Origin of the sequence: uncultured Butyricimonas sp. (assembly GCF_959596855.1) — a bacterium.
Classification (GTDB): Bacteria; Bacteroidota; Bacteroidia; order Bacteroidales; family Marinifilaceae; genus Butyricimonas; species Butyricimonas muris.
The window spans coordinates 87,803-112,780 of the sequence record NZ_CAUFYA010000002.1; the positions used below are offsets into that span (position 1 = coordinate 87,803).

The following is a 24,978-nucleotide window of genomic DNA, read 5'->3' on the forward strand; positions in this document are numbered from 1 at the left end:
CCGCTACTAGGAATCAAATGAAATCAAACGTGAATAAACACGTTTGATTTCATAATGATATAAATTCAAAACCACTCACAATGAAATTTTTATACATTTTTATCGGGGCACTTTTATTGAGTGCCGCTTGCACTTCTCATGAAGAGAAATATTCCATCCGGGGTAACTTTCCCGGGCTAAAGGACGGGATGACCGTCACGCTCAGAAATATTGAAGGGAAAAATGCCATACTGTTGGCAACAGACACCGTTCGCAACGGACGTTTCGAACTACACGGGCAAGTTGCTTCACCTACTTTTTGTGAATTAACAGTCTCAAACCGCCCGCTCGTGACCGAGAAACGTGATGTAAAAAATCAAAAGACTTGGTTTTTTCTTGACAACTCGTGTTTGACTCTTGATGTTCCCCATTTCGACAGTATCGGTTATGTAAGTACGCTTATGCCTTTCGCAAGCGAGCGTGTCGGCGCAGTGACAGGCAGCGCACTGCTAAAGGAATTCAATAGTTACAGGGAAGAGTTACTACCATTAGAGTTGGACGCCTTTCAAGCCGACGACACACTTTCCAAGTTAAACTTTTACCACAAGTACGAGTACCCGAAAGAGTTATATGACAAAATCTACGCTGAATTTTACCCGCAAAAAATAGAGAAAGAAAACATCGTAGATAACGCCCAAATGAATTTCATCCGCCAGCACCCGACTTCTCCCGTGTCATTCTATATCGCAGAGAAAATGATAGAAAAGGACTTCACCCGCACCCGGGAAGAACTGGAAGAACTCGCCCGTGTGGCAGAACAAGTTGAGGACTCAATACGCAGACCTCGGTTCCGGAAAAAAATGGAACTGGCAATGAAACGATACAAGGGAATACGCTACACCGACTTGGAAATGGAAAACCCGAAAGGCAAAAAGGAACAATTATCCAACCACGTGCGACCGGGGAGTTACACGCTAATCGACTTTTGGGCTTCGTGGTGCGGACCATGTCGGGCAGCTATCCCTTCCGTGAAAAAGCTATATGAACAATATGACAGAGAGCAATTGAACGTGATCAGCATCTCGATGGACAACAAAAAAGCCAACTGGAAGGAAGCGCTAAAAGAAGAGAATATGCCATGGACGCAATTAACTTACTCGAACGAGAAAAGCTACAACGACATATTCAAGCACTACAATGTCACCAGCATACCGCGGCTCGTGCTTCTTGACCCGGCAGGAAGGGTAGTGTTCAGTAGTCACGACGCGGACGCCCTGCAATTAACCGTACGCCAATTACTGGAAAATAATCAATAATAAATTCGTATTGTAAAAATTACCTGTATGAAAAAAATCTATTTGTTTATCGCTATCTTGTTTGTGCAAATCACGGTGTTCGCGCAGGAAGGCGTGAACTTCCGTGATTTAACTTTCACTGAAGCCCTAGAGGCAGCGAAAAAAGAGAATAAACTCGTGTTCATGGACTGCTACACCGAGTGGTGCGGACCATGCAAGAACATGGCGAATAACGTGTTCCCGCGAAAAGAGGCGGGAGATTACTTCAATCCCCGTTTCGTGTGCGTGAAATACGACATGGAGAAAGGTGAAGGCGTGGAACTGGCTAAAAAATTCGACGTGCACGCCTACCCCACTTTCGTTATCATCCGTCCCGACTGCACGATACAACACAAATTGGTCGGGGGCGACAAGCTGGAAACCTTTATCGAGAGTGTGGAAAAAGGCTTGAACGAGAAGACCTCGCTACTGTATATGCACCAAGAATACGAGAAAGGCAAGATGAGCAATGCCGAACTTTTGGCATATAAAAATGCCTTATCGGATGCTGCCAGTGACGAGAAAGCCGCTAAGGTGTACAAGGAGTTATTGCAACGCCTCACGGACAAGGAAAAGACCGAGAAAGAATACTGGTCGATTTACGAGGACGAAAGTTGCGTGATCGGTTCTCCCATGTTCGACTTCCTACTGGCGAACCTCGATGCCATCCGAAAGAACACGGGCGAAGAAATCGTGGAGAAATTCTTGTTCTATCACCATGCTAAGATATTACGGGATTACATCGCCGGGTACGCCAAAGAAGACGCCGCCCCCGTGGAGAAAGTGAAAGCACAAATCAAGGGCTTCCGTATCAAGGGACAAGAAAGTCTGGAAAAAATGTTAGCCTTGGCAGAGCCCGTCAGCCAACGGGATATCAAAAAGGTTGCCGCCATCGTGAAAGCAAAAATACCACACGCGAATGCCGAAGAATTGAAAATGTACGCTTTCGGATTCCGTACCATCTTGTGGAAAACCCAAGAACCTTATCCCGCTAACTACGGGAAACTCGGCAAAAAACTCACGCGACAAGTTATTGCCCACATGGAAAAAAAGGCTGAAAACTTATCAAGCAACGACCTCACCACTTATGACATCATATTGTCGTGCTTTGGGGATAGATTGGAAAAAGAAGATTACGCTCGCCTTATCGCCCTAGGGGAAAAAGTACTTCCCGGGTTACCCGATGACGAGAACAAACGCCACTCGGAGTGGATATTCGACGGGTACAAAAAACGCTTGAACAAGGAAAAACAATCTGATAAAAAATAAGATGAACATGAAAAAAAGATACCTATCATTCCTATTACTGGCAAGCGCCATAAGCGCCTGTGACATGAAACCCATGGATCATTTCGTGCTTCGCGGTACCATTCCCGGGGCAATGGACAGCACGGAAATAGAATTAACTATCCCCGGGGAAAACAAAGAACGTCTTAAGGGATTTATCGTCAACGAGCGATTCGAGTTCCGGGGAAAACTGGAACAACCCACTCTCTGCGAACTACGCTTGAATAACCAAGACATCTGTGACCGGAAAAACATAAAAGAAGAAAACAAAATTATTTACGCGGATATCAATTTCTTCGTGGAGAACGGGGAATTGACATTTACCACGCCTCACGTGGACAGTCTGCCTCACTCTTTCTGGAAATACGATATTCGTAAAGAGAAAAACTACACGCTAACGGGTTCCCCGGCACAAGATATTTATTATGCCTACCAGCAACAAACTATCCCCGCCCGCCATCTTCTCCGAACGTTTAGATTCCAAGAGAACAAACACCCGGAAGACGCCAAAAGAATGGTAGCGGCACAAGCAGAACTAGCTCAACAAACCCGGGAATTTATAGCGGGCCACTCGAACCTCGCCGTGAATCTAATGTTAGTCGAGGAATTGAAAAAAGAACCTTTTACCTACGACCAACGTTATCTAGATGAACTGGAGCAACTCTTCGCTTCCTACCGGGATACTTGCCCGGGGCTTAAAAATTTCCATCAGTACCTGAAAGAAGCGAGCGCATTCGCCCAAGGCAAACCGTTACAGGAAGGAAAAGTGATCACCCCGAAAGGCGACACGCTATCTCTCCTCGCCCAATTGAAGGCGGGACAATACACGTTGATCGACTTCTGGGCATCGTGGTGCGGACCGTGCCGGGCAAGTTTCCCTCACTTACGGGAGATGTACAAGCTGCACGGGGAAAAGGTCCATTTTATCAGCGTATCACTGGACAAAGAGGAAAAAGAGTGGCAAAAGGCCATGGGAGAAGAAAAGTTGCCTTGGTCCCAGTTCCTCGCTACCCGTGCTTTGAGCAAAGAAGTCGGCAAATACTATAATCTCAAGTCTATACCGACCTTCTTGTTTATCGACCCCGACGGGAAAATCATTTTCTCGGGGCACAGCAGTGACGAACTGGAAGCGGAATTAGCAAAAACACACTAACTAACATCTCTATTTTCTTTATTAGATTGTAAACGAGGTTGTTTCGGCAACCTCGTTTTATTATTCTCCCCTCTCCGGGCAATAATTTTCTACAATTTCATCCATCATTATCAAAAATTAATAACTTTGTAGGACTCTTATGTGTTTACGTGTTTATGTATATTATTAATTAGATGATGATGGAACAAAAGAAAAATTCTTACAGCATGGGGATTATCATTATTGGAATCCTCTTCTTTATCTTCGGGTTCGTCACGTGGTTGAACGCTACCCTAATCCCTTATCTTAAAATTGCTTGCGAACTGCAACACGAGTGGCAAAGCTACCTCGTGACCTTCGCTTTCTACATTGCCTACTTTGTCATGGCACTACCCTCGTCATGGGTATTGCGCAAGACAGGCTACAAAAACGGCATGATGCTCGGGTTGCTCGTGATGGCAGTCGGGGCATTACTGTTTATACCTGCGGCGATGACTCGCACCTACGGTCTGTTCCTGCTGGGACTTTTTATCATGGGTACGGGATTGTCCGTGCTGCAAACCGCATCCAACCCCTACGTGATTGAATTGGGAGCCCCGGAAAGTGCCGCCCAACGGGTGAGCATCATGGGTATTTGCAACAAGGTGGCAGGAGCCATCAGCCCGCTTATCCTCGGGTCTATCATGTTGAAAAACATCGATGCACTGGAAGCAAGTTTAAAGACTATGGATCCTATCCAGAAAGCGGCAGAACTCGACCTTCTGGCATCGAAATCCATCGTACCCTACGTCGTGATTATGGTGTCGCTCGTCGTGCTGGCTCTGTTCGTGCGTTTCTCTCCGCTTCCCCAGATCGAAGACCCGGAAGAAGAAGAAGGCAGTATCCAACACGGGGGTAAATCAAGTATATTCAGTTTCCCGCACTTGTGGATCGGTATCGTCACCTTGTTCCTTTACGTGGGAGTCGAGGTTATCGCCATCGACACTGTCATCGGGTACGCCAAATCATTAAACATGAACATGGAAGCCGCCCGGGTATTCCCGACCTTCGGCATGATTGCCATGATCGTCGGTTACATTATCGGCATCATCGCCATCCCGAAATACATCACCCAAGAACGGGCTTTAGCCTATTGTGCCGTCCTCGGCGTCATCCTCGGGATATGCACCGCCGTTCTTCCGGCTAACGTGTCTATCTGGTGTTTGACCTTGTTAAGCCTTGCTAACTCGCTGATGTGGCCGGCAATCTTCCCGCTCGCCATCTTCGGCTTGGGACGTCACACGAAAACCGGATCGGCTCTGCTTATCATGGCTATCGCCGGGGGAGCCTTGCTTCCGATGCTATACGGCTCACTTACCACCTGTATGGGCTTCCAAGGTGCTTACTGGATGGTATTACCGTGCTACCTGTTTATCCTCTACTTCGCCGTAGCGGGACACCGGGTTGGCATTAAACATTTATATAATAAATAGTTACAGATTGCAAGTTGCATTTACCTCCGGCAAGTTGCAGGTTAATCATGAACTTGTAACTCACGGAAAGCGAATGCAACTTGTAACTTGTCAAAGGCAAATAACAAATTTATGGAAAAAACGAAAGCACTCAAAAACAGAAAGTTATTCGGCATAGCCGCTATTCTATTCCTATGCGTCGGTATCGTCCACGTCGGCTACAAAGCCCTCCAGTTCGCGGATACCCCGGAATGGGGAGCTCCTTGGTATTTTGCCCTTTTCTCCCCGGGAATTATTTACCTTTTCCCCTTGATAGTATCTTTCGCCGCCTATCGCTTTTTCTCGAAGGCAGCCGATAAGGGAGAGGACAGTTTATAAAGTTCATAAGGTTTATAAGGTTCATAAAGTTTATAAAGTACCAAGTGTCCTTCGGACACAGCTTAAACGGCAGCATTAGCTGCCGTTGGTATAGCGTCCCGCAGGGGTCCACTACTTTATAAACTTTATAAACCTTATGAACTTTATAAACCTTTACTCCAGAATCACCGTCACTCCTCTTGCCCCGTGAGCCCCGATAACCAGCGCTTGCTCGATATCGGCAGTCTTTGAAGGTCCGGCGATAAAACTACCGTATTCGTAATCATCGAAATCCGGTTGGGTATACGCCTCGTGCATATTATTCACGAGACGAGTGCGATCCAGTATCACCACCAACGCTTCCGCGATAAAAAGCAATGCCTTGTAACGAGTCTGTCGCTTTATCCACACCATCCCGTTTTCCAACACCCCGAACTCTCCTCGCACAACCCCTACATCCGTACCGTTCAACTCTCTCGGATCATCCAACATATCCGGATTCTCCGTCGCACAAGTAATCTCCGGCAAATTCGAAGCTATCGACTTGGCATCCGGGTAAGCCTTCCGGATTACCTCGTTCACGTCCTGCCCCTTATCAAGCAACACGTAATTCGCACCCACCGCTTTCAATATCTTTTCAAATTGCACCAGCGGATCAGGATAAACTAACGGCGTAAACGTCATCTCCGGGCGTTCCACGCGGTCAATCCCGTGAGCTTTTATCCTTGCAAATATTTCATCTTTACTACCCATAACTTATATATTTATGATTTTAGATTGAAGATTTTAGATTTTAAGCCCCTTTCTACCGACTTTACCGTTCCCCAGCAAATGAAGAGAAATCTGAAATCATCAATCATAAATCGTCAATCATTTAATCTTCCCTTTCTTCCACATCTCGTTAAACGTTTCTTTCGTGAATTGTGGTAATTCCCGTCCGATACCCCACACATCAAGGTTGTTGTACAGCACGAAACGAGGCATCTTTTCGGCTATCCGTCCTGCTTTTATTGCCGGATAGAAAAGACTGGGACGCTCCATCACGAATTTCATGCCTTTCTCCATAAACTTTTTCGACGCGGCGGCAAGATGCAACGGTGCCAGATTCTGACGCCACTTGTAGATCTGTTCCGCCAGATCTATCTTCACGGGACACACGTTCGAGCAGGAATAACAAAGTGAACATGCCGACACGTTACCCGAGTACTTCTCCGGCGACTTCAACATTCCTAAATTAATCCCGATAGGGCCGGGAATAAAATAGGAGTAAGAATAACCGCCCGTGCGGCGGTACACCGGACAAGTATTGATACACGACCCGCAACGGATACATTTCAGCATATTCACGTGTTCCGTGCAAGCCAGTATATCGGTACGCCCGTTATCCACGATCACGATATGCATCTCCTGTCCCTCGACGGGCTTCTTGTAATGCGAGGTGTATGTCGTCGATGGCTGCCCCGTGGCGGAGCGGGCCAACAAACGGGTATACAGCGCCAACGCCTTGTAATCCGGGATCACCTTCTCCAACCCCATGATAGCGATATGTACCTTCGGGAACGAAGTGCCCATGTCGGCATTCCCCTCGTTCGTGCATACCACGAAAGCCCCCGATGAAGCCACGGCAAAATTAACTCCCGTCATGGCGATATCCGCGTGCAGGAATTTCTCCCGCAAGGCGGCACGTGCGGCATGCGTCAGGTAAGTCGGATCACTGTTCCCCGGTTCCGTGTGCAACTCTTTCTCGAACACCTTCCCCACTTCCTCCCGCTTCACGTGAATGGCGGGCAGCACGATATGACTGGGCGGCGTTCCCATCAACTGCATGATCCGTTCGCCCAAATCCGACTCCACGGCATCCACTCCCCGAGCCTTCAAGTAAGGCGTCAATCCACATTCTTCCGATAACATGGACTTACTCTTCACCAGATTCTTTCCCCCGTGTTTCTGAATAATCCCGTACACGATACGGTTGTGCTCCTCGGCATCCTTCGCCCAATGCACGTGTATACCGTTCGCAGTGGCGTTTCTCTCGAACATATCGAGATAATACCCCAGATTACTGATCGTGTGGCGTTTCATCTGGCTCGCCATTTCCCGCAACGCCTCCCATTCGGGTACATCGTTCGCCATTTTGTCCCTTTTCTCCCGCACAAAGTAGAGCGCCTGATCGTGCCATGCCGTCCTCTCCTTGTCCGCGATAAACTTCTTGGCTGCTTTAGCGTGTGAACTCATAATATTTAGATTTACGTTATTTACAAATTAGTTTATAAAGTTTATAAGGTTCGTAAAGTTCATAAGGTTACGGGTGTCCTTCGGACTAAGTTTATCGGCAGCACAAGCTGCCGTGAGCAAAGCACCCCGCAGGGGTCAACAGACTTTATAAACCTTATGAACTTTATAAACTTTACAAACCGTTACCTAAAATCTCCACCACGTGTATCGTCTTTATCGGCAACTTCTCCCGGCGGATAATCCCCTCCATGTGCATCAGGCACGAACTGTCGGCACCCGTGATGTATTCCGCCCCGGTGGATATATGATCACGTACCTTGTCCTGTCCCATGCAAACGGAAGTAGCCGCTTCTTCCACGGCAAACATTCCCCCGAAACCGCAACATTCATCCACACGTTTCGGCTCGAACACCTCCACGTCCTTTACCAGTGACAACAAATCCCTCAGCTTCGAGTAGCGGGGTATCACCAACTCGCTCGGTGACGAAAGATGCAGCAACCTCTCCCCGTGGCAACTGTTATGAATACTCACCTTGTGCGGGAAACGGGTATCCAGCTTATCCACTTTCACCACGTCGTGCAGGAACTCGCATATCTCGTATATCCTACTGCTGATACAAGCGTGTTCCTCCTTGTGCAACAGTGTCGGGTAATGCTCTTTCACGAAAACCACGCAACTTGCCGAGGGACCCACCACGTAGTCATATTTCTCGAACAACTGTTCCATTCGCCCCGCCAACTTCGCGGAATCCTTCTGGAATCCGCCATTCGCCATGGGTTGCCCGCAGCACGTCTGATCCAGCGGGTAATCGACATCCAACCCCAGCGACTTCAATAATTTATACGACGCTACCCCCACGCCGGGATAGATCGCGTTGATGTAACAGGGAATAAATAATCCAATCTTCATAATATATAATATTAGTTACAAGTTTCATTTGCCTTCGGCAAGTTACAACTTGCCGGCTTTCCCATCATGCAAAAAGATACACTACCACCCCGGCAATAATAACATAAGCCAGCGCGTAAGGAATGGCCGCTTTCAATATGCTTCCCTCCTGTCCCTGCTGGTCGCAGGCGGACGTGGCGATAGCGATACTTTGCGGGGAAATAATCTTTCCTCCCGTGGCTCCCGCCGTGTTCGCCGCCGACAACCACGTGGGATCGACTCCCGTGTGCGCGGCAACCCCGGCCTGCAATTTACCGAACAGGATGTTTGCCGATGTATCACTACCCGTCAAGAAGGTTCCCAATGCCCCGATCATGGGTGCAAACAACGGGTAGAGCGCACCCGTCGCGGCTGCAAGCGCCACCGCCAACTGGTTGATCATCCCCGACGTTTCCATGATGGAAGAGAATCCCACCAGACAGATTACCGTCACGATCGTCTTGCGCAACTGCACAACCGACCGCCACAACAGCACGAGCAAAGCTCCCGCCTTTCCGCCCTGAATCAACCCGCCGACAAAGGAACCGATAAAAAGCAACACGCCACCTTGTATCAACCACTGTATCGTGTACACTTTCACCTCTCCGCGTATCGTGATATGCACCGTGGAAACCAATACAGACTGCAATGCCTCCCGGATAACGGGAAACAGCGGGCTCGTGACCAGTACAAGTGCCATGATCAACACGTACACCATCCATGCCCGTGCAATCTCTCCGCCGGAATAACTCATCCCCGCAGGTTTCTCTTTCCCCCTGTCAATCAATTTTCCAAGCAAAACAATCACGATAATGGCGGCAATACTACCGATAATAGCGGGAGTTTCCGCCCCGATATAGTGAGCGGCAAGATACTGAGCCACCAACGACACCGCTCCCACCGACAAACTCAATAACAGGTTTTTCGGCAACGCCTTCAACCGGGGATCGGCTAAAAACGTGATCACGAAAGGCACCAGCAACATCAACACCGACAACTGCAATACCACCGCCGTACTCAACGGGATCACGGGCAACCCCGTTTCCTGTGCCAGCACGATTACCGGAACTCCCACCGCCCCGAATGCCGTCGGAACACTATTGGCTATCAAACTGACCACCGCCGAGAACATCGGCTTGAACCCGAGGCTGATCAATATCGCCGCCGGGATAGCCACCGCCGTCCCGAAACCCGCCATACCTTCCAGCAATCCCCCGAACCCCCACGTGATCAGCAACACCTGCACGCTCTTGTCCACCGATATAGCTGAAAACTGTTGCTTCAACACCTCTATCTTCTTCGTTTGCAACAGCACGTTATAACTGTATATCGCCATCAGTATAATAAACAAAATAGGAATCAACGCTTTCAGCATCCCGTAAAGAAAAGAATTAATCGTGTCCGGCACCGATAAATTAAAAGCGAACAACGCCAAAAATGCCGTGATAAACAGCGTTATCACACTACTTTTATCACCGGAAACTTTCATCACTCCCATCAGAATAATCAAAATAATAATCGGTAATGCCGCGTACAACGTTTCCATATACATCATTTTAAAGATTAAAATTCGTCATTATCTCCCGCCGCAATCGCTTTCCGCTAAACTTACTCACGTTTAACACTAACGAAATTAAAGAAAAATATGTTACAATATTATCACGATTTATTAATTCCCAATCACCGAATCCGAAATCACTAAATCACCGAATCGATAGAATCTAAAATCTAAAATTAATTCGTACTTTCGCGATATGATAAAAAGATCGGATATCAGAGGTATATACGCCAGAACACGGGAAATGCTGTTCCACCCGGAAACGGAGTGGCGGGCGGTGAAACGGGAAAACATGAATGGCACGGATGTTTTCCGGGGTTACCTTATCCCCTTGGCAGTAGCGGGTTCCGTCTGCACGTTCCTCCTGCAACTGCTGCACACCCCGCCTTTCTACGCTTTCGCCATAGCTGCCATTACTTTGGTCGCCTCCGTTGGAGGTGCTTACGCCACGTATCGGGTAAGCCGCGAGTATCTCACGGACAAAATCACGGAAGCCAACGAGGTAGCCATTCGTCTTTCAGTCTACTGTTCGGGTATCTTCATCGTTTTTCATTGCCTCTCGCAAGGAATGCCCGAAGGTTTTCTCGGACAGCTGACCGGCTTGCTTAGCCTGCTTTGCCTCCGCACGTTATACGTCGGCATAAACCAAATGGGCGGACTCAACGTACAACTTCGCAAAAGTACCCTTGTCATCGTGGGACTGTTGCTCATCGTTTCGCCGATGATCATACAACGGTTACTGGTAATCATATTCCGTGTTCCCACCATCACGCTTAATATATAAAAGTATGCAGAACGACATCAATATAAAAAACAAAAGAGCCTCCTTCGACTACGAATTTCTGGAGGAATACACCGCCGGCATCGTGCTGACGGGAACGGAAATCAAATCTATCCGTGCCGGCAAAGCCAGCCTCGTCGACGCCTATTGCTACTTCCACAACGGGGAATTGTGGGTTAAGGGCATGTACGTCGCCGAATACAAACTAGGCACCTACTACAACCACATCGAGCGCCGTGACCGTAAACTTCTGTTGCAACACAAGGAACTCGTGAAACTCGAACGCAAGACCAAAGAATCGGGACTCACCATCGTCCCCTTCCGCCTCTTCCTCAACGAGAAAGGCATCGCTAAACTACGCGTCGCCCTCGCCCGCGGAAAGAAAGAATACGACAAACGGGAAACCCTCAAACAAAAAGACGCCAAACGGGAAATGGATCGTTACATGAAGAGATAATATGAAAAAACTAATATACTGGACACTCTTTCTCGTCGTCCTCGCCGCTTGCTCGAAAGATGATAACGATAGTCTTGAATTATCTTCCGACAACACTTACAATCTGGATAATAACGAACACGTTCTCCGTATCGGGGTAAACAGCAATTCGGATTGGACGGTATCAGGTGCCGAGCGCTGGTGCTCCACCCGACAACTCAACGGGGATTCCGGTGACTCACTGATCATCACCATTACTCCCAATATCGCACCCGATCAACGTTCCGTCACCCTCTCCCTCGCTAATAAAAGCGGAAGCAAAACAGATATAACCATCCGTCAGGCAAAACGGGACGGCGAATACCATTTCCGTCTCCCGGTTATCTTCCACGTCCTCTATTTAAATCCCGGGAACCCGTACCAAAATATCCCGGCAAACAGGATAGAAGAACTCCTCGATGCGGCAAACAGTTACTACCGGAATTATGACGGACAAGGCGGTGACATGAACCTCACGTTCGAACTTGCCACCCGCGATCCGGACGGTAATCCACTTGACGAAGCCGGAATCCACCGCGTACAACGCTACACGAATTACACCATGGAATGCGAAAAATTCCTTGAAAACCAATACGGGGACATCCATCTCATGTGGGACCCGAATAATTATATCAATGTATTTCTTTTCGAGTTCTCCGAATCAGACGGAAGTACAACGGGGATCAGCTTTCTACCGTTCACGCCCAGCTCCCACTCCTTAGCCGGACTCACCCCCTCGGATAGCTATTACACTAAACTTCCCACGAAACAAGTATATGGAGTGGCATTAAACAACCGTTATATAAATAAACTCCTAGTTTATGCTCCTAATAGCTCTCAAGACATCATGGCGACCACACTTACCCACGAACTGGGACACTATCTTGGTTTATACCACGTTTTCTCCATCGGTGAGGCAGTGGAATCGGACTACTGCGACGACACCCCCGATTATAACCGCCAAGAATACATGGATAAATGGAATCAAAATACACCATGGTCGCAAGCCATTCAACGCACCGATCGTAACGGGGCTCCTTTCACGTCCACCAATATCATGGATTATGACTTCAGCGAGAAAAACCGCTTCACGAACGACCAACGTACCCGTGTACGTCACGTCTTGGAATACAGCCCTTTAATACCCGGTCCAAAAATGCCTATTGCAATTTCCCGCGGTGCCGACATGACTGAAAAGAAGGCCATTACAATCAAATAAGCCTCGCTCCGCGACACTAAACTCAATGCCGATTTTACCAACTCGCCCGTCCGCCGGGTAAGGAATCAAATATCTCCTATCGTCCATCTGCCGCAAAGAGAAGCCAGTTCTTTTCCCAAAGATAATACCACCTTGCTTCGGGAAACTTTTCAATCTAAAATTAGCCAGATCATTCAATCTAAAATTTAAAATCTAAAATCTAAAATTAATAAGATCTCTCGTCACGTCCCTCCACCCAGTTAATAAAGGCGGTATTGACCACCTTGTTTCCGCCGGGAGTGGGGTAATTGCCCGTGAAATACCAGTCGCCCGTGTCGTTGGGACAAGCAAGGTGCAGGTTCTCGACGGTCTGGAATACCACTTTCACCTCGGCGTGCAAGCGTTCGTCACGTACCATTTGTGCGATCTTATCGGAAATTTCCTCGTCGGTAAAGGGTGCGTATATTCGTTTCACGTGGTTCACGATCTCTTCCTTCGGTAATCCTTGCTGCGCCTTACAATCCTTGTACACCTCGTCGATCAGATTCTCCATACCCCGCTCGCGGATAAGCTCGATAGCAGCATTGAAAGCTATAAACTCGTTCATGCGCGTCATGTCGATACCGTAGCAGTCGGGATAACGGATTTGCGGGGCGGAAGAAACCACCACGATGCGCCGAGGTCCCAGTTGATCGAGGATACGCAGGATACTCCGCCGGAGCGTGGTTCCGCGCACGATGGAATCGTCAATCACCACGAGGTTGTCGTTTTCACTGACAGCCCCGTAGGTAACATCGTAAACGTGTCCTACCAGACCGTCGCGCCCGGAATCGGAAGTGATAAAGGTACGCAGCTTGGCATCCTTAATCACGATCTTTTCAATACGGGGTTCCCGGCAAATGATGGCATCCAGCGTCTCCTCGCACCACGAGGCCTTGCCCTCGCGTATCTGACGCTTTTTCTCCTCCACCATGTATTGCTGTATCCCCTTCACCATGCCGTAGAAAGATGTTTCCGCCGTGTTGGGAATAAAAGAAAACACCGTGTTATCGAGATCACCATCCACCGCACGAATCAATTGCGGCGTCAGTAACTCTCCCAATTTCTTACGCTCTTGATAGATATTCCTGTCATTCCCGCGGGAGAAGTAGATACGTTCGAAAGAACAGCTGCTCCGCTTTTTCGGCTCGCGCACGAGTTCTTCGGTAACAGTACCGTCTTTCTTGATAATCAAAGCATATCCCGGTTTGATCTCCTGTATGTTCATGTTCATCCCTTGGAAGGCTGTCTGTATCACCGAACCTTCCGAGGCGACCACCACCACCTCGTCGTCCTTGTAATAATACGCCGGACGAATCCCCCACGGGTCACGAGCCACGAAAGCATCGCCATGACCGAGTACGCCCGCCACGGCATATCCCCCGTCCCAATCGGCACTGCTCCGTGCCAACACGCCGGGCAGGTCGATTGCCTGCTCGATCAACGGGGTAATCTCCTGCTTGGAAAACCCTTTTTCCTTGAAATAATGGTAAAGGTCCTGTATCTCGTCGTCGAGGAAATAGCCCACCTTCTCGAGCAAAGTCACCGTGTCGGAATAGTTCCGCGGGTGTTGTCCCGCCCGGATCAGGCTGTCGAACAACTCGTCAACGTTCGTCAAGTTGAAGTTTGCCGCCAGAGCCAGATTGTGGCTCCGCCAGTTGCTCGCCCGTTTCAGCGGGTGGACGTAGTCTATATTATTCTTCCCGAAAGTGGCATAACGCAAATGCCCGAGGTAAACTTCCGACACGAAAGGCAAGTTCTGTTTCGCCCAATCCGCATCTTTTTCACTCGTGAGGTCGGGAGGAAAATTAGCGTGTATCTTGTCAAACACCTCTTGTATGGGGTTAGCGTCACACGACCGGGTGCGGTCCATGTACTTGTAGCCCGGCTCCATGTCGAGCTTCACTCCAACAACTCCCGCGCCGTCTTGTCCGCGGTTGCGTTGTTTCTCCATTAAAATGTATAACCGATTTAAACCGTAAAGATAAGAGCCGTATTTCTTCTGGTAATAATCCAACGGCTTCAATAAGCGAATCAGCGCAATGCCGCATTCATGATGGATTGTATCACTCATATATATTGATTGTTTGTGGATACAAAATTAGTAAAAAACGAGGGAATTACAACACGAGGGAACGTGAAAGTTTATAAACATTCATTATCTTTACCGGGGAGGAGAAGTCTTGAATTTTAGATCAAACTCCCTCCCCCCTTCGGGGTACTCCCTCTATAAACAGAGGGAGAGCTAGAATACAGTCATGAACGCTAGAAAAACAACTTGTAACCTGCCGAAGGCAAATGCAACTTGCAACCTGCAACTTGCCGAAGGCAAAATAAACTTCCATGAAAAAGAAAGGTATAGTTATTACACTCGTAACGGGTATCCTGCTCACCGGGGGTATTTATCTCCGGCAGAGAAACAGCGAATCGCTTGCCGGGAAGAATGTACCCAAAACTACCGTGGTATTCTTGAAAGACAGCGTGGATTTCGGGACATTTCCCTACGCGGAAATAAAACGTGCCGTGGTACGGTTTCGTAACACGGGGGAACATCCGTTGATTATAAAGAACGCCGTTTCATCGTGCGGGTGTGCCGAAGTAAAATGGAACAAACGCCCGGTAGCGCCGGGACAAACGGACTCGCTAACCGTGTCGTTCACCCCGAACTCGCTCGGACAGTTCAACAAAAGCGTGGAGTTGACATGCAACACCGTTCCCGACAACCATCTTTTACATTTGAAAGGTTTCGTCGAAGAATGAAAGATTAACATTCTTTATCACGCGATATTCAACCTTGATTTAAAATTAGCTTATATTCGCGTGCCTTAAGTTAAGAAATAGTATGCAGAATGTGTTGAAGAGTAGTATATTAATCCTGTTATTAACGTTTGCCGGACTGAGTGTTACACCGGCTTCGGGGCAGGAATTGCCTTTACAGGAGATCCGCGCGGGAGGCTCATGCAGGCATGAGATATACAATACCTCATCGCCCGTTTCATTCATCGCGTTTCTCACGGAAGAGTGTGAAATCATTCTTGGAAGTACACATTTCACGCCGGACACGAAAACCTATCTCGTGTTGTTTTTCATACAGAGATTTAATAAAGATCATATCACCGATTCCGGACATTCCAAGCGGAACTGGTATTTTCATCCCTATTCGACTTTAGGTAAAACCAAATATTACGTCTTTGCCCTAAGAAAGATTATTGTTTAGCTGACGCTAACCAAGGTACAAGTGGAGCCTCCGGCTCCGCGGGCTGCAAGTTACAAGTTTGCAACTCGCGGTATTACTTGTAACTTTTCGACTTGTAACCCATAACTTGTAATCTGTAATTTTTTTTATATTATGAATCTTACATTATTTGTGGTCGTATTAATCACGGCTATCGTGCTGGTAGTTGCCGCCTTGGGTATTGCCCGGCTCATATCCCCCCGCTCTTACAACAAGCAGAAGGGAGAAGCCTACGAGTGCGGCGTGCCTACGCGAGGGAAGTCGTGGATGCAATTCAAGGCGGGATACTACCTGTTTGCCATCCTGTTCCTGATGTTCGACGTGGAAACCGTGTTCCTCTACCCGTGGGCAGTCACCGTACAGGACGCGGGTATCGACGGGTTGCTGAATGTATTGTTTTTCATGCTGGTCCTGATCTTGGGATTGGCTTACGCGTGGAAGAAAGGAGCTTTGGAATGGAAGTAAAAATCAAATCCATGAAATATGAAGAGTTCAACGATAACGAGTATCTTGAACAATTGCGCGCGTCCGGCACCAACGTGGTGGTGGGATGCCTCGACGAAGTTATTAACTGGGGACGCTCGAATTCCCTATGGCCGCTTACATTCGCGACAAGCTGCTGCGGTATTGAATTTATGGCAGTGGGTGCGGCACGTTACGATTTCTCCCGCTTCGGGTTTGAAGTGACGCGCGCCAGTCCCCGGCAAGCCGACTTTATCATGGTTGCCGGAACGATCGTGCATAAGATGGCTCCCGTGTTGAAACGCCTCTATGACCAGATGGCAGAACCGAAATACGTGATTGCCGTGGGCGGCTGTGCCGTGTCGGGCGGTCCGTTCCGCAATTCCTATCACGTGGTGCAAGGCGTGGATACCATACTCCCGGTGGACGTGTACATCCCCGGATGCCCTCCCCGACCGGAGGCACTGCTGTACGGGATGATACAACTGCAACGGAAAGTAAAAGTAGAGAAATTCTTGGGCGGAAAGAACAGGAAGGAAAAGAAAGAGATGGAGTAACTTACGATTTATGATTTCTTGATTTATGATTGATTTGATTAAAAATATATACCCGGAAGCAATCATCGAGGAAGGTGCCATTCCTACCCTGACGGTAGAAGCGGCACGTTACCGCGAAGTAGCCCTACGTTTAAAGAACGACGAGGGGCTGGCTTTCGATTTCATGATCTGCATGACGGGGGTAGACTGGGGCGATTCGCTAGGCGTGACCAGTTTATTACAATCCACGAAACACGAGCACAAGATTTTCTTGAAAACATTCACTACCGACCGGGAAAACCCGGAATTACCCACGGTGGCAGATATCTGGGAAACGGCAAACTTGAACGAACGGGAAGTGTACGACTTCCTCGGTATCCGGTTTATCAACCATCCCGATATGCGGCGTTTGTTCCTACGTAACGACTGGGTGGGCTATCCCTTGCGCAAAGACTACGACGCCAACCCGGAAATAAACCCGGTACGGTTGTATAGCGAGGAAACATTTGACACTATGCCCACGTTCGAGGCAGACTCGCACGGGGGCGAAGTGAGCGAAAAGGAAAATATTCTTTTCGAGGAAGACGAGTACGTGGTGAACATCGGACCGCAGCATCCCGCCACACACGGGGTTCTCCGTTTCCGCGTATCGCTGGAAGGCGAGATCGTGAAAAAAGTGGACGTGAACTGCGGTTATATCCACCGGGGCATCGAGAAGTTGTGCGAGAGCCTGACTTACCCGCAAACGCTGGCGTTGACCGACCGGCTGGATTACCTCGCGGCACACCAGAACCGCCACGCGCTATGCATGTGTATCGAGGATGCCATGGGACTGGAGATACCCGAGCGAGTGAAATATATCCGCACGATCATGGACGAGTTGAACCGTCTTTCTTCCCACCTGTTGTTCTGGTCTACCCTCTGTATGGACATGGGTGCGTTGACCGCTTTCTTCTACGGTTTCCGTGACCGCGAAAAGGTTCTCGACATCATGGAGGAAACCACCGGGGGACGCTTAATCCAGAATTACAACGTGATCGGCGGAGTGATGGCGGATATTCACCCGAACTTGATACGTCGCGTGAAAGAATTTATCAAGTACCTTCCCCCGATGATCAAGGAATACCACGAAGTATTCACGGGCAACGTGATCGCCCAACAACGTCTGAAAGGCGTGGGTATCCTTACCCGGGAAAACGCCATCGCTTACGGGGCTACCGGACCGACCGGACGTGCCGCCGGGTGGTCATGCGATGTCCGCAAGCACACGCCTTACGGGGTATACGACAAGGTAGATTTCAAGGAGATCATCCACCACGAGGGAGATTCGTTCTCCCGTTATATCGTGCGCATCGAGGAAATCATGGAATCCCTGCATATCCTTGAGCAACTTGTGGATAACATCCCGGAGGGCGACTACGCCGTGAAGACCAAACCGCTGATCAAACTGCCGGAAGGTCGCTATTTCAAGAGCGTCGAAGCAAGCCGGGGCGAGTTCGGGGTGTACATCGAGAGCCGGGGTGACAAATATCCCTACCGGATGAAATTCCGCTCCCCCTGTCTGCCCCTCGTGTCCATCGTCGATCAATTGACAAAAGGCAACAAGATTGCCGACTTGATCGCCATCGGCGGAACTCTGGACTACGTGGTACCGGACTTGGACAGATAGCAAACAATTGAAAATTGAGAATTGAAAATTGAAAATGAAAAAAGATTTTAGGATTAGAAAGAATGTGGGCTGTGCGGTGGGAATCTAAAATCTAAAATCATTAAATCTAAAATTAGTACATGTTTGACTTTGCAACAATAACACACTGGGTAGATGAACTTCTGAGAAGTTACCTTCCTCAAGCGGCGGCGACACTGGTAGAGTGTATACTCATCGGGTTGTGCCTGTTGCTGGGGTATGCCCTTATCGCGTTGGTACTGATTTACGTGGAACGTAAAGTTTGTGCCTTTTTTCAATGCCGTATCGGACCGAACCGCGTAGGACCTTACGGGACGATACAGAGTGTCGCCGATATGATCAAGATGCTGACCAAGGAATTGATAGAAATCAACCATATCGACCGCTTCCTTTTCAACCTCGCTCCTTTCGTGGTGATCGTCGCGTCGGTACTTGCTTTCGGGTGTATCCCGTTTGCCAAGGGACTGCACGTGATAGACTTCAACGTGGGAATATTCTTCCTGATCGCCGTTTCATCCATCGGTATCGTGGGAATCCTGCTTGCCGGATGGGCCAGTAACAACAAATACTCGTTGATCGGAGCCATGCGAAGCGGCGCACAGATGATCAGCTACGAATTGTCAATCGGGTTGTCGATCCTCACGGTGGTTGTCTTTACCGGAAGTATGCAACTCTCCACCATAGTGGAAGGACAGGCTGACGGCTGGCTGCTCTTCAAGGGACATATCCCGGCATGTATCGCGTTTATCGTTTACCTGATTGCCGGAACAGCCGAAACGAACCGGGGTCCCTTCGACTTACCGGAAGCTGATTCCGAATTGACGGCAGGGTATCATACCGAATATTCGGGTATGCACTTCGGCTTCTTTTACCTTGCCGAGTACTTGAATATGTTCGTGGTAGCTTCCGTGGCAACCACGTTGTTTCTGGGTGGTTGGATGCCGTTGCACGTGCCCGGTTGGGAAAGTTTCAACCGAATCATGGACTACATTCCGTCCATCGTTTGGTTCTTCGGTAAAACAGGTGTAATTATATTCATTATCATGTGGTTCAAATGGACATTCCCGCGATTGCGCATCGACCAGTTGCTCCGGTTGGAGTGGCGCTATCTGCTGCCGCTCAACCTGCTCAACCTGTTCCTTATGGTCATCGTGGTGGTATTCAAACTACATTTTTAAAGAAAAGACATGAATAGTATAGCAAGATATTTTAGCACGTTCTTCAAGGGTTTGTTCTCGTTACTGACGGGAATGAAAGCAACGCTCCGGGAGTTTTTCACCAAGAAAACGACCGAACAGTACCCGGAGAACCGGGCGACATTGAAGATGTTCGACCGTTTCCGCGGTGAACTGGTGATGCCACATGACGAACACGGTAACCACAAGTGCATCGCTTGCGGTATTTGCGAGATGAATTGCCCGAACGGCACGATCAAGATTACTTCCGAATCCGTCACGGACGAGGCTGGGAAAAAGAAAAAAGTATTGGTAAAATATCGCTACGATCTGGGTAGCTGTATGTTCTGCCAACTCTGTGTGAAAATGTGCCCGCAAGGCGCCATTCACTTCGTACCCACGTTCGAACACGCGGTATTCACGAGAGATAAGCTGGTGAAAATGCTTCACGACAATTCAATTGAAAATGGAGAATTGAAAATTGAAAATGAAAAAAGTGATAGCAAGCGGGAGGAAATCATAAATCTAAAATCATAAATCTAAAATTAATACATGAGTACAGCAGAATTACAAGAAACGGTCTTTTTCATCTTGGCATCGATTATCGTTGTCTTTTCAATCTTGACCGTGACGACCAACCGGATCCTGAGATCGGCGACATACCTGCTTTTTGTGCTTTTCGCCACTGCCGGTATATATTTCCAGCTGGAATACTCCTTTCTCGGTGCGGTCCAACTAACGATCTACGCCGGGGGTATCATCATTTTGTACGTCTTCTCGATATTGCTGACAACAGTCGATAAGACGAAGGTCACTAAACTGAAAAACAGCAAGATGTTTGCCGGGCTGCTCACGGCTCTGGCAGGTGCTGTTATATGCGTCTACATCACGTTGACCCACTCGTTCGGTCCGTCCCGTTTCACGGGAGGCGAGATCAACATGAAGGTCATAGGAAACGCCCTCATGGGTACGGAGAAATACCAATACCTCCTCCCCTTCGAGGCCATCAGTATCCTTTTGCTGACATGTATCATCGGTGGAATCATGATAGCACGAAAACGATAAACAAATTTATGATTTACGATATACGATTTACGACTTATAAATTACGACTTATAATCAAGAATCTAAAATCATAAATCAAGAAATCTAAAATTAGAATATGGAACTACACATGGAATATTACTTGGTGATCAGCACGATCATGCTTTTCGCGGGAATCTACGGTTTTATCACCCGGAGAAACCTGCTGGCAGTATTGATCTCCATCGAGCTGATACTAAACTCGGTAGATATTAACTTCGCCGTGTTCAACCGCTATCTCTTTCCCGATCAGATGGAAGGCTTTTTCTTCACGCTGTTCGCCATCGGGGTATCCGCCTGCGAAACGGCAGTGGCAATAGCTATCATTATCAATATATACCGGAACATCCGGAATATACAGGTAAAGAATTTGAGTGAGATGAAACACTAATATTAATTTACGATTTATGAATTACGATTCACGAATAACAATCTAAAATCATAAATCAAGAAATCTAAAATTAAAACATGGAATATACAGCACTCATATTAATACTACCGTTACTAACGTTTCTGGCGTTAGGGCTTCTGGGGACGAGGTTAAAGTCCGCGGTTGCCGGATACATCGGGACGTTATCGATAGCCGTGGCTGCCCTGCTGGCTTATACCACGGCGTGGCAATACTTCACGATGCCGCGGGTAGACGGGATACATGCTCCCGTCATTCCGTTTAATTTCGAATGGCTGCGTTTCACGCAATACCTGCACATAGACCTCGGTATTCTGCTCGATCCGATCTCGGTCATGATGCTTGTTGTCATCACCACCGTGTCGCTCATGGTACATATATACAGCTTGGGCTACATGCACGGGGAAAGAGGTTTCCAACGTTACTACGCGTTCCTCTCTCTTTTCAGTTTCTCCATGCTGGGCTTGGTCGTTGCCACGAATATTTTCCAGATGTATATCTTCTGGGAACTGGTGGGAGTATCTTCCTACCTGCTAATCGGGTTCTACTACACGAAACCCGAGGCGGTGGCGGCTTCCAAAAAAGCCTTTATCGTCACCCGGTTCGCCGACCTCGGCTTTCTTATCGGGATACTGTTATTATCCTTCTACACGAAAACATTCTCGTTCGAGATACTCACCTCCGGCGATACCTCCATCTTCGCCGGGGCTGTCGGAACCACCTTCATGGGTTGCTCCGTCATGAGTTGGGCGATGGCACTGATATTCATGGGTGGTGCCGGAAAATCCGCCATGTTCCCGTTACATATCTGGCTGCCGGACGCCATGGAAGGTCCGACGCCCGTGTCCGCGTTGATACACGCCGCCACCATGGTGGTTGCCGGGGTATTCCTCGTGGCGCGTCTATTCCCGGTCTATTTCTTTGAAGCACCGGATGTACTCGTGCTAATAGCCGTGGTCGGGGCTGTCACCTCGCTCTATGCCGCCGTCGTTGCCTGCGTGCAGACAGACATCAAGCGGGTACTCGCCTTCTCCACGATATCACAAATCGGTTTCATGATGGTTGCCCTCGGGGTTTCCGGCATGGACGGCCACGCCGGGTTGGGATACATGGCTTCCATGTTCCACCTGTTCACGCACGCCATGTTCAAGGCGCTCCTGTTCCTCGGCGCGGGTGCTATCATCCATGCCGTGCACAGCAACGAGATGAGCCACATGGGCGGTCTGCGCAAGTACTTGCCCGTGACACACATCACGTTCCTCGTGGCATGTCTTGCCATATCAGGTATTCCGCCGTTCTCGGGCTTTTTCAGTAAAGACGAGATACTCGCTGCCGCGTTCATGTTCAGTCCGGTCATGGGAGTCGTGATGAGCTTCATCGCCGCCCTCACCGCTTTCTACATGTTCCGGTTGTATTACAATATATTCTGGGGCAAAGAAAGCACGCACGAACATACCCCGCACGAGGCTCCGAAGTCCATGACACTGCCGCTCGTGTTCCTTGCCGCGGTTACCCTTTTTGCCGGATTTATACCTTTCGGTAAATTCGTCAGCAGCAACGGTCAGGAATACATCATCCACCTCGACTGGACGGTAGCAATCACCAGTATCGTAGTGGCATGCCTCTCCATCGCGCTGGCAACGTTCTTTTACCGGAAAGCGAACCCGATACCCGATCGTCTGGCAACGACGTTTGGCGGACTGCACCGCGCGGCATACCGACGGTTCTACATGGATGAATTGTACCTCTTCATCACGAAGCGCATCATCTTCAACTGTATCTCCCGTCCCCTCGCTTGGTTCGACCGCCATGTCATCGACGGCGCCCTCAACGGGCTCGCCGCCATGTCACAATGGGTATCTTACAATATCCGCGGCTTACAATCCGGTCAGGTACAGCAATACGCTTACGTGATCCTGCTCGGTACGGTATTCATATTAATACTGGTATTAATATGATAGTTTATAAAGTTTATAAGGTTCATAAGGTTTATAAAGTATCCCTTCACTTTATGAACTTTATAAACTTTACGAACTTTATAAACTCATTCAAATAATCTAAAATCAAGAAATCTAAAATTAATAAATATGAACTTCTTATCCTTATTCGTTCTAATACCAATCCTCACGATGTGCGGGCTTTTCTTCTCGAAGAACCTGCAACAGATTCGTGTAGCGGTTGCCACGGGAGCCTCGCTGTTGTTGGTTCTCGCCGTGGGATTGGTGTTCGCTTATCTGGGAGAACGAGGAGCCGGCAACACGGCCGAGATGTTATTCACCGCCGACACGGTGTGGTATGCCCCGTTAAATATTCACTATTCTGTCGGGGTGGACGGCATATCGGTAGCCATGTTGCTACTCTCTGCCATTATCGTGTTCACCGGAACATTCGCCTCGTGGAAAATGGAATTCCTGCAAAAGGAGTACTTCCTCTGGTTTTATCTCCTGTCCGTCGGGGTATTCGGGTTCTTTATCTCGATAGACCTCTTTACCATGTTCATGTTCTACGAGGTAGCGTTGATTCCCATGTACCTGTTGATCGGGGTATGGGGCAGCGGTAAAAAAGAATACGCCGCAATGAAATTAACCCTCATGCTTATGGGTGGTTCCGCCTTGTTGCTCGTGGGAATACTGGGAATATACTTCCACTCCGCCGCATCGGGCATGCCGTCCATGAACCTGCTCGAGATAGCACAAAACCACGCCATGCCGGTAGCGTTGCAACGCTGGTTCTTCCCGCTTGTATTCGTGGGATTCGGCGTACTGGGAGCCTTGTTCCCGTTCCACACGTGGTCACCCGACGGTCACGCCTCAGCTCCCACTGCCGTTTCCATGCTCCACGCCGGAGTATTGATGAAACTCGGTGGATACGGGTGTTTCCGGGTTGCTATCTACTTGATGCCGGAAGCCGCCAAAGAACTCTCGTGGATATTTATCATCCTCACGGGTATCAGCGTGGTCTACGGGGCTTATTCCGCCATCGTGCAAACCGACTTGAAATATATCAACGCCTACTCCTCGGTGAGCCACTGCGGACTGGTGTTGTTCGCCATACTGATGCTGAACCGGACTGCCATGACGGGAGCCGTCCTGCAAATGCTCTCTCACGGTTTGATGACAGCCCTCTTCTTCGCGCTTATCGGTATGATCTACGGACGTACCCATACGCGTGACATCCGGGAGATGGGCGGATTGATGCGTATCATGCCGTTCCTCGGTGTCTGTTACGTGATCGCCGGTCTGGCTTCCCTCGGGTTACCGGGATTAAGCGGATTCGTGGCGGAAATGACCGTATTCGTCGGCGCGTTCCAGAACACGGACACGTTCCACCGGGTATTCACGATCATCGCCTGCACGTCCATCGTCATCACGGCGGTGTACATCCTGCGGGTTGTCGGCAAACTGCTTTACGGGAAAGTGGTCAACGACCACCACCTCGCCCTCACCGATGCCGTCTGGTACGAGCGCTTTTCCACCATCGTGCTCATCATCGCCATCGCGGGTATCGGTCTGGCTCCCCTGTGGTTGTCCGACATGATCAGCGGATCATTACAATCGGTAATCACGATGTTATATTAAAATTTAATATGGTTTATAAGGTTCATAAAGTTACCGAAAATATAATACTTCATGAACCT

Annotated in this window: 24 protein-coding genes; 19 read left to right on the forward strand and 5 right to left on the reverse strand. The window is 48.8% G+C overall.

Features of this window, described 5'->3' with window-relative positions; genetic code table 11:
• Positions 1-80: 80 nt before the first annotated feature.
• From Q5866_RS01695 to Q5866_RS01715, 5 genes are all read left to right on the forward strand, one after another.
• Positions 81-1,295, forward strand: coding sequence for a TlpA disulfide reductase family protein (locus Q5866_RS01695; protein WP_303178373.1), 1,215 nt, complete (start codon positions 81-83; stop codon positions 1,293-1,295).
• 27 nt (positions 1,296-1,322) lie between these two features.
• A complete protein-coding gene (locus Q5866_RS01700; RefSeq protein WP_303178375.1) occupies positions 1,323-2,582 on the forward strand; it encodes a thioredoxin domain-containing protein in 1,260 nt (419 codons plus the stop codon).
• Positions 2,583-2,589: 7 nt separating this feature from the next.
• Positions 2,590-3,753 carry a TlpA disulfide reductase family protein gene (locus Q5866_RS01705; RefSeq protein WP_303178377.1) on the forward strand — a complete coding sequence of 388 codons (1,164 nt, stop codon included), beginning with the start codon at positions 2,590-2,592 and terminating at the stop codon, positions 3,751-3,753.
• A 173-nt stretch (positions 3,754-3,926) separates the two neighbouring features.
• Positions 3,927-5,204 carry a sugar MFS transporter gene (locus tag Q5866_RS01710; protein ID WP_303178379.1) on the forward strand — a complete coding sequence of 426 codons (1,278 nt, stop codon included), beginning with the start codon at positions 3,927-3,929 and terminating at the stop codon, positions 5,202-5,204.
• Between the two features lie 111 nt (positions 5,205-5,315).
• The gene (locus tag Q5866_RS01715; RefSeq protein ID WP_292268122.1) at positions 5,316-5,561 is read left to right on the forward strand and encodes a hypothetical protein; all 246 of its coding nucleotides are present in this window, start codon (positions 5,316-5,318) and stop codon (positions 5,559-5,561) included.
• 153 nt (positions 5,562-5,714) lie between these two features.
• Here Q5866_RS01715 and Q5866_RS01720 read toward each other — a convergent pair whose 3' ends face one another.
• The 4 genes from Q5866_RS01720 to Q5866_RS01735 form a co-directional block, all read right to left on the reverse strand.
• Complete coding sequence (locus Q5866_RS01720) at positions 5,715-6,293, reverse strand: LUD domain-containing protein (RefSeq protein WP_303178382.1); 579 nt, start codon at positions 6,291-6,293, stop codon at positions 5,715-5,717.
• 117 nt (positions 6,294-6,410) lie between these two features.
• Positions 6,411-7,778, reverse strand: a complete 1,368-nt coding sequence (locus Q5866_RS01725) for a lactate utilization protein B (protein WP_303178461.1) — start codon at positions 7,776-7,778, stop codon at positions 6,411-6,413.
• 169 nt (positions 7,779-7,947) lie between these two features.
• Positions 7,948-8,685 (reverse strand): (Fe-S)-binding protein, encoded by a 738-nt coding sequence (locus Q5866_RS01730; RefSeq protein WP_186975049.1) that lies wholly within the window; start codon positions 8,683-8,685, stop codon positions 7,948-7,950.
• 64 nt (positions 8,686-8,749) lie between these two features.
• Complete coding sequence (locus Q5866_RS01735; protein ID WP_303178384.1) at positions 8,750-10,249, reverse strand: L-lactate permease; 1,500 nt, start codon at positions 10,247-10,249, stop codon at positions 8,750-8,752.
• A 208-nt stretch (positions 10,250-10,457) separates the two neighbouring features.
• Between Q5866_RS01735 and Q5866_RS01740 the strand changes: the two genes are divergently transcribed.
• From Q5866_RS01740 to Q5866_RS01750, 3 genes are read left to right on the forward strand one after another with little or no spacing between them, the layout of a single operon-like run.
• Positions 10,458-11,045 (forward strand): YIP1 family protein, encoded by a 588-nt coding sequence (locus Q5866_RS01740; RefSeq protein WP_099292014.1) that lies wholly within the window; start codon positions 10,458-10,460, stop codon positions 11,043-11,045.
• A gap of 4 nt (positions 11,046-11,049) precedes the next feature.
• The gene (gene smpB / locus Q5866_RS01745; protein WP_099292013.1) at positions 11,050-11,499 is read left to right on the forward strand and encodes an SsrA-binding protein SmpB; all 450 of its coding nucleotides are present in this window, start codon (positions 11,050-11,052) and stop codon (positions 11,497-11,499) included.
• 1 nt (position 11,500) lies between these two features.
• On the forward strand, positions 11,501-12,736 hold the full coding sequence (locus Q5866_RS01750; protein ID WP_303178388.1) for a zinc-dependent metalloproteinase lipoprotein: 1,236 nt from the start codon (positions 11,501-11,503) through the stop codon (positions 12,734-12,736).
• A gap of 205 nt (positions 12,737-12,941) precedes the next feature.
• Here the strand turns inward: Q5866_RS01750 and Q5866_RS01755 are convergent, their stop codons facing one another.
• On the reverse strand, positions 12,942-14,828 hold the full coding sequence (locus Q5866_RS01755; RefSeq protein WP_303178389.1) for an amidophosphoribosyltransferase: 1,887 nt from the start codon (positions 14,826-14,828) through the stop codon (positions 12,942-12,944).
• Positions 14,829-15,097: 269 nt separating this feature from the next.
• Here Q5866_RS01755 and Q5866_RS01760 point away from each other — a divergent pair, with 269 nt between their 5' ends.
• The 11 genes from Q5866_RS01760 (at position 15,098) to Q5866_RS01810 (ending at position 24,919) form a co-directional block, all read left to right on the forward strand.
• Positions 15,098-15,514, forward strand: a complete 417-nt coding sequence (locus tag Q5866_RS01760) for a DUF1573 domain-containing protein (protein WP_303178391.1) — start codon at positions 15,098-15,100, stop codon at positions 15,512-15,514.
• A gap of 82 nt (positions 15,515-15,596) precedes the next feature.
• Entirely contained in the window at positions 15,597-15,971 is a 375-nt protein-coding gene (locus tag Q5866_RS01765; protein WP_099292009.1) for a hypothetical protein, read from the forward strand.
• Positions 15,972-16,103: 132 nt separating this feature from the next.
• Complete coding sequence (locus Q5866_RS01770; RefSeq protein WP_099292008.1) at positions 16,104-16,454, forward strand: NADH-quinone oxidoreductase subunit A; 351 nt, start codon at positions 16,104-16,106, stop codon at positions 16,452-16,454.
• Positions 16,445-17,008: an NADH-quinone oxidoreductase subunit B gene (locus tag Q5866_RS01775; protein WP_099292007.1), complete on the forward strand. Its 564-nt coding sequence runs from the start codon at positions 16,445-16,447 to the stop codon at positions 17,006-17,008. Before Q5866_RS01770 ends, Q5866_RS01775 begins: the two co-directional genes overlap by 10 nt.
• 25 nt (positions 17,009-17,033) lie before the next feature.
• Positions 17,034-18,656 (forward strand): NADH-quinone oxidoreductase subunit C, encoded by a 1,623-nt coding sequence (locus Q5866_RS01780; protein WP_303178393.1) that lies wholly within the window; start codon positions 17,034-17,036, stop codon positions 18,654-18,656.
• A 119-nt stretch (positions 18,657-18,775) separates the two neighbouring features.
• Positions 18,776-19,852: an NADH-quinone oxidoreductase subunit NuoH gene (nuoH, locus tag Q5866_RS01785; RefSeq protein ID WP_099292006.1), complete on the forward strand. Its 1,077-nt coding sequence runs from the start codon at positions 18,776-18,778 to the stop codon at positions 19,850-19,852.
• A 9-nt stretch (positions 19,853-19,861) separates the two neighbouring features.
• Positions 19,862-20,386 (forward strand): 4Fe-4S binding protein, encoded by a 525-nt coding sequence (locus Q5866_RS01790; RefSeq protein WP_255301994.1) that lies wholly within the window; start codon positions 19,862-19,864, stop codon positions 20,384-20,386.
• Between the two features lie 15 nt (positions 20,387-20,401).
• Positions 20,402-20,914 carry an NADH-quinone oxidoreductase subunit J gene (locus Q5866_RS01795; protein ID WP_099292005.1) on the forward strand — a complete coding sequence of 171 codons (513 nt, stop codon included), beginning with the start codon at positions 20,402-20,404 and terminating at the stop codon, positions 20,912-20,914.
• Positions 20,915-21,023: 109 nt separating this feature from the next.
• Positions 21,024-21,323 carry an NADH-quinone oxidoreductase subunit NuoK gene (nuoK, locus tag Q5866_RS01800; protein WP_099292004.1) on the forward strand — a complete coding sequence of 100 codons (300 nt, stop codon included), beginning with the start codon at positions 21,024-21,026 and terminating at the stop codon, positions 21,321-21,323.
• Between the two features lie 77 nt (positions 21,324-21,400).
• The gene (gene nuoL, locus Q5866_RS01805) at positions 21,401-23,299 is read left to right on the forward strand and encodes an NADH-quinone oxidoreductase subunit L (RefSeq protein WP_186975040.1); all 1,899 of its coding nucleotides are present in this window, start codon (positions 21,401-21,403) and stop codon (positions 23,297-23,299) included.
• A gap of 129 nt (positions 23,300-23,428) precedes the next feature.
• Positions 23,429-24,919: a NuoM family protein gene (locus Q5866_RS01810; RefSeq protein ID WP_186975039.1), complete on the forward strand. Its 1,491-nt coding sequence runs from the start codon at positions 23,429-23,431 to the stop codon at positions 24,917-24,919.
• Positions 24,920-24,978 lie beyond the last annotated feature (59 nt).

Excerpts from the sequence above, each read along its gene's own strand:
- Q5866_RS01695 (WP_303178373.1), top strand. The coding sequence starts at position 81 with ATGAAATTTTTATACATTTTTATCGGGGCACTTTTATTGAGTGCCGCT.
- Q5866_RS01730 (WP_186975049.1), bottom strand. The coding sequence starts at position 8,685 with ATGAAGATTGGATTATTTATTCCCTGTTACATCAACGCGATCTATCCC.
- Q5866_RS01765 (WP_099292009.1), top strand. The coding sequence starts at position 15,597 with ATGCAGAATGTGTTGAAGAGTAGTATATTAATCCTGTTATTAACGTTT.
- nuoK (WP_099292004.1), top strand. The coding sequence starts at position 21,024 with ATGGAATATTACTTGGTGATCAGCACGATCATGCTTTTCGCGGGAATC.
- Q5866_RS01780 (WP_303178393.1), top strand. The coding sequence starts at position 17,034 with ATGATTGATTTGATTAAAAATATATACCCGGAAGCAATCATCGAGGAA.
- nuoL (WP_186975040.1), top strand. The coding sequence starts at position 21,401 with ATGGAATATACAGCACTCATATTAATACTACCGTTACTAACGTTTCTG.
- Q5866_RS01735 (WP_303178384.1), bottom strand. The coding sequence starts at position 10,249 with ATGGAAACGTTGTACGCGGCATTACCGATTATTATTTTGATTATTCTG.
- smpB (WP_099292013.1), top strand. The coding sequence starts at position 11,050 with ATGCAGAACGACATCAATATAAAAAACAAAAGAGCCTCCTTCGACTAC.
- nuoH (WP_099292006.1), top strand. The coding sequence starts at position 18,776 with ATGTTTGACTTTGCAACAATAACACACTGGGTAGATGAACTTCTGAGA.
- Q5866_RS01755 (WP_303178389.1), bottom strand. The coding sequence starts at position 14,828 with ATGAGTGATACAATCCATCATGAATGCGGCATTGCGCTGATTCGCTTA.
- Q5866_RS01775 (WP_099292007.1), top strand. The coding sequence starts at position 16,445 with ATGGAAGTAAAAATCAAATCCATGAAATATGAAGAGTTCAACGATAAC.
- Q5866_RS01710 (WP_303178379.1), top strand. The coding sequence starts at position 3,927 with ATGATGATGGAACAAAAGAAAAATTCTTACAGCATGGGGATTATCATT.
- Q5866_RS01715 (WP_292268122.1), top strand. The coding sequence starts at position 5,316 with ATGGAAAAAACGAAAGCACTCAAAAACAGAAAGTTATTCGGCATAGCC.
- Q5866_RS01740 (WP_099292014.1), top strand. The coding sequence starts at position 10,458 with ATGATAAAAAGATCGGATATCAGAGGTATATACGCCAGAACACGGGAA.
- Q5866_RS01770 (WP_099292008.1), top strand. The coding sequence starts at position 16,104 with ATGAATCTTACATTATTTGTGGTCGTATTAATCACGGCTATCGTGCTG.
- Q5866_RS01810 (WP_186975039.1), top strand. The coding sequence starts at position 23,429 with ATGAACTTCTTATCCTTATTCGTTCTAATACCAATCCTCACGATGTGC.
- Q5866_RS01750 (WP_303178388.1), top strand. The coding sequence starts at position 11,501 with ATGAAAAAACTAATATACTGGACACTCTTTCTCGTCGTCCTCGCCGCT.
- Q5866_RS01720 (WP_303178382.1), bottom strand. The coding sequence starts at position 6,293 with ATGGGTAGTAAAGATGAAATATTTGCAAGGATAAAAGCTCACGGGATT.
- Q5866_RS01700 (WP_303178375.1), top strand. The coding sequence starts at position 1,323 with ATGAAAAAAATCTATTTGTTTATCGCTATCTTGTTTGTGCAAATCACG.
- Q5866_RS01795 (WP_099292005.1), top strand. The coding sequence starts at position 20,402 with ATGAGTACAGCAGAATTACAAGAAACGGTCTTTTTCATCTTGGCATCG.
- Q5866_RS01705 (WP_303178377.1), top strand. The coding sequence starts at position 2,590 with ATGAAAAAAAGATACCTATCATTCCTATTACTGGCAAGCGCCATAAGC.
- Q5866_RS01790 (WP_255301994.1), top strand. The coding sequence starts at position 19,862 with ATGAATAGTATAGCAAGATATTTTAGCACGTTCTTCAAGGGTTTGTTC.
- Q5866_RS01760 (WP_303178391.1), top strand. The coding sequence starts at position 15,098 with ATGAAAAAGAAAGGTATAGTTATTACACTCGTAACGGGTATCCTGCTC.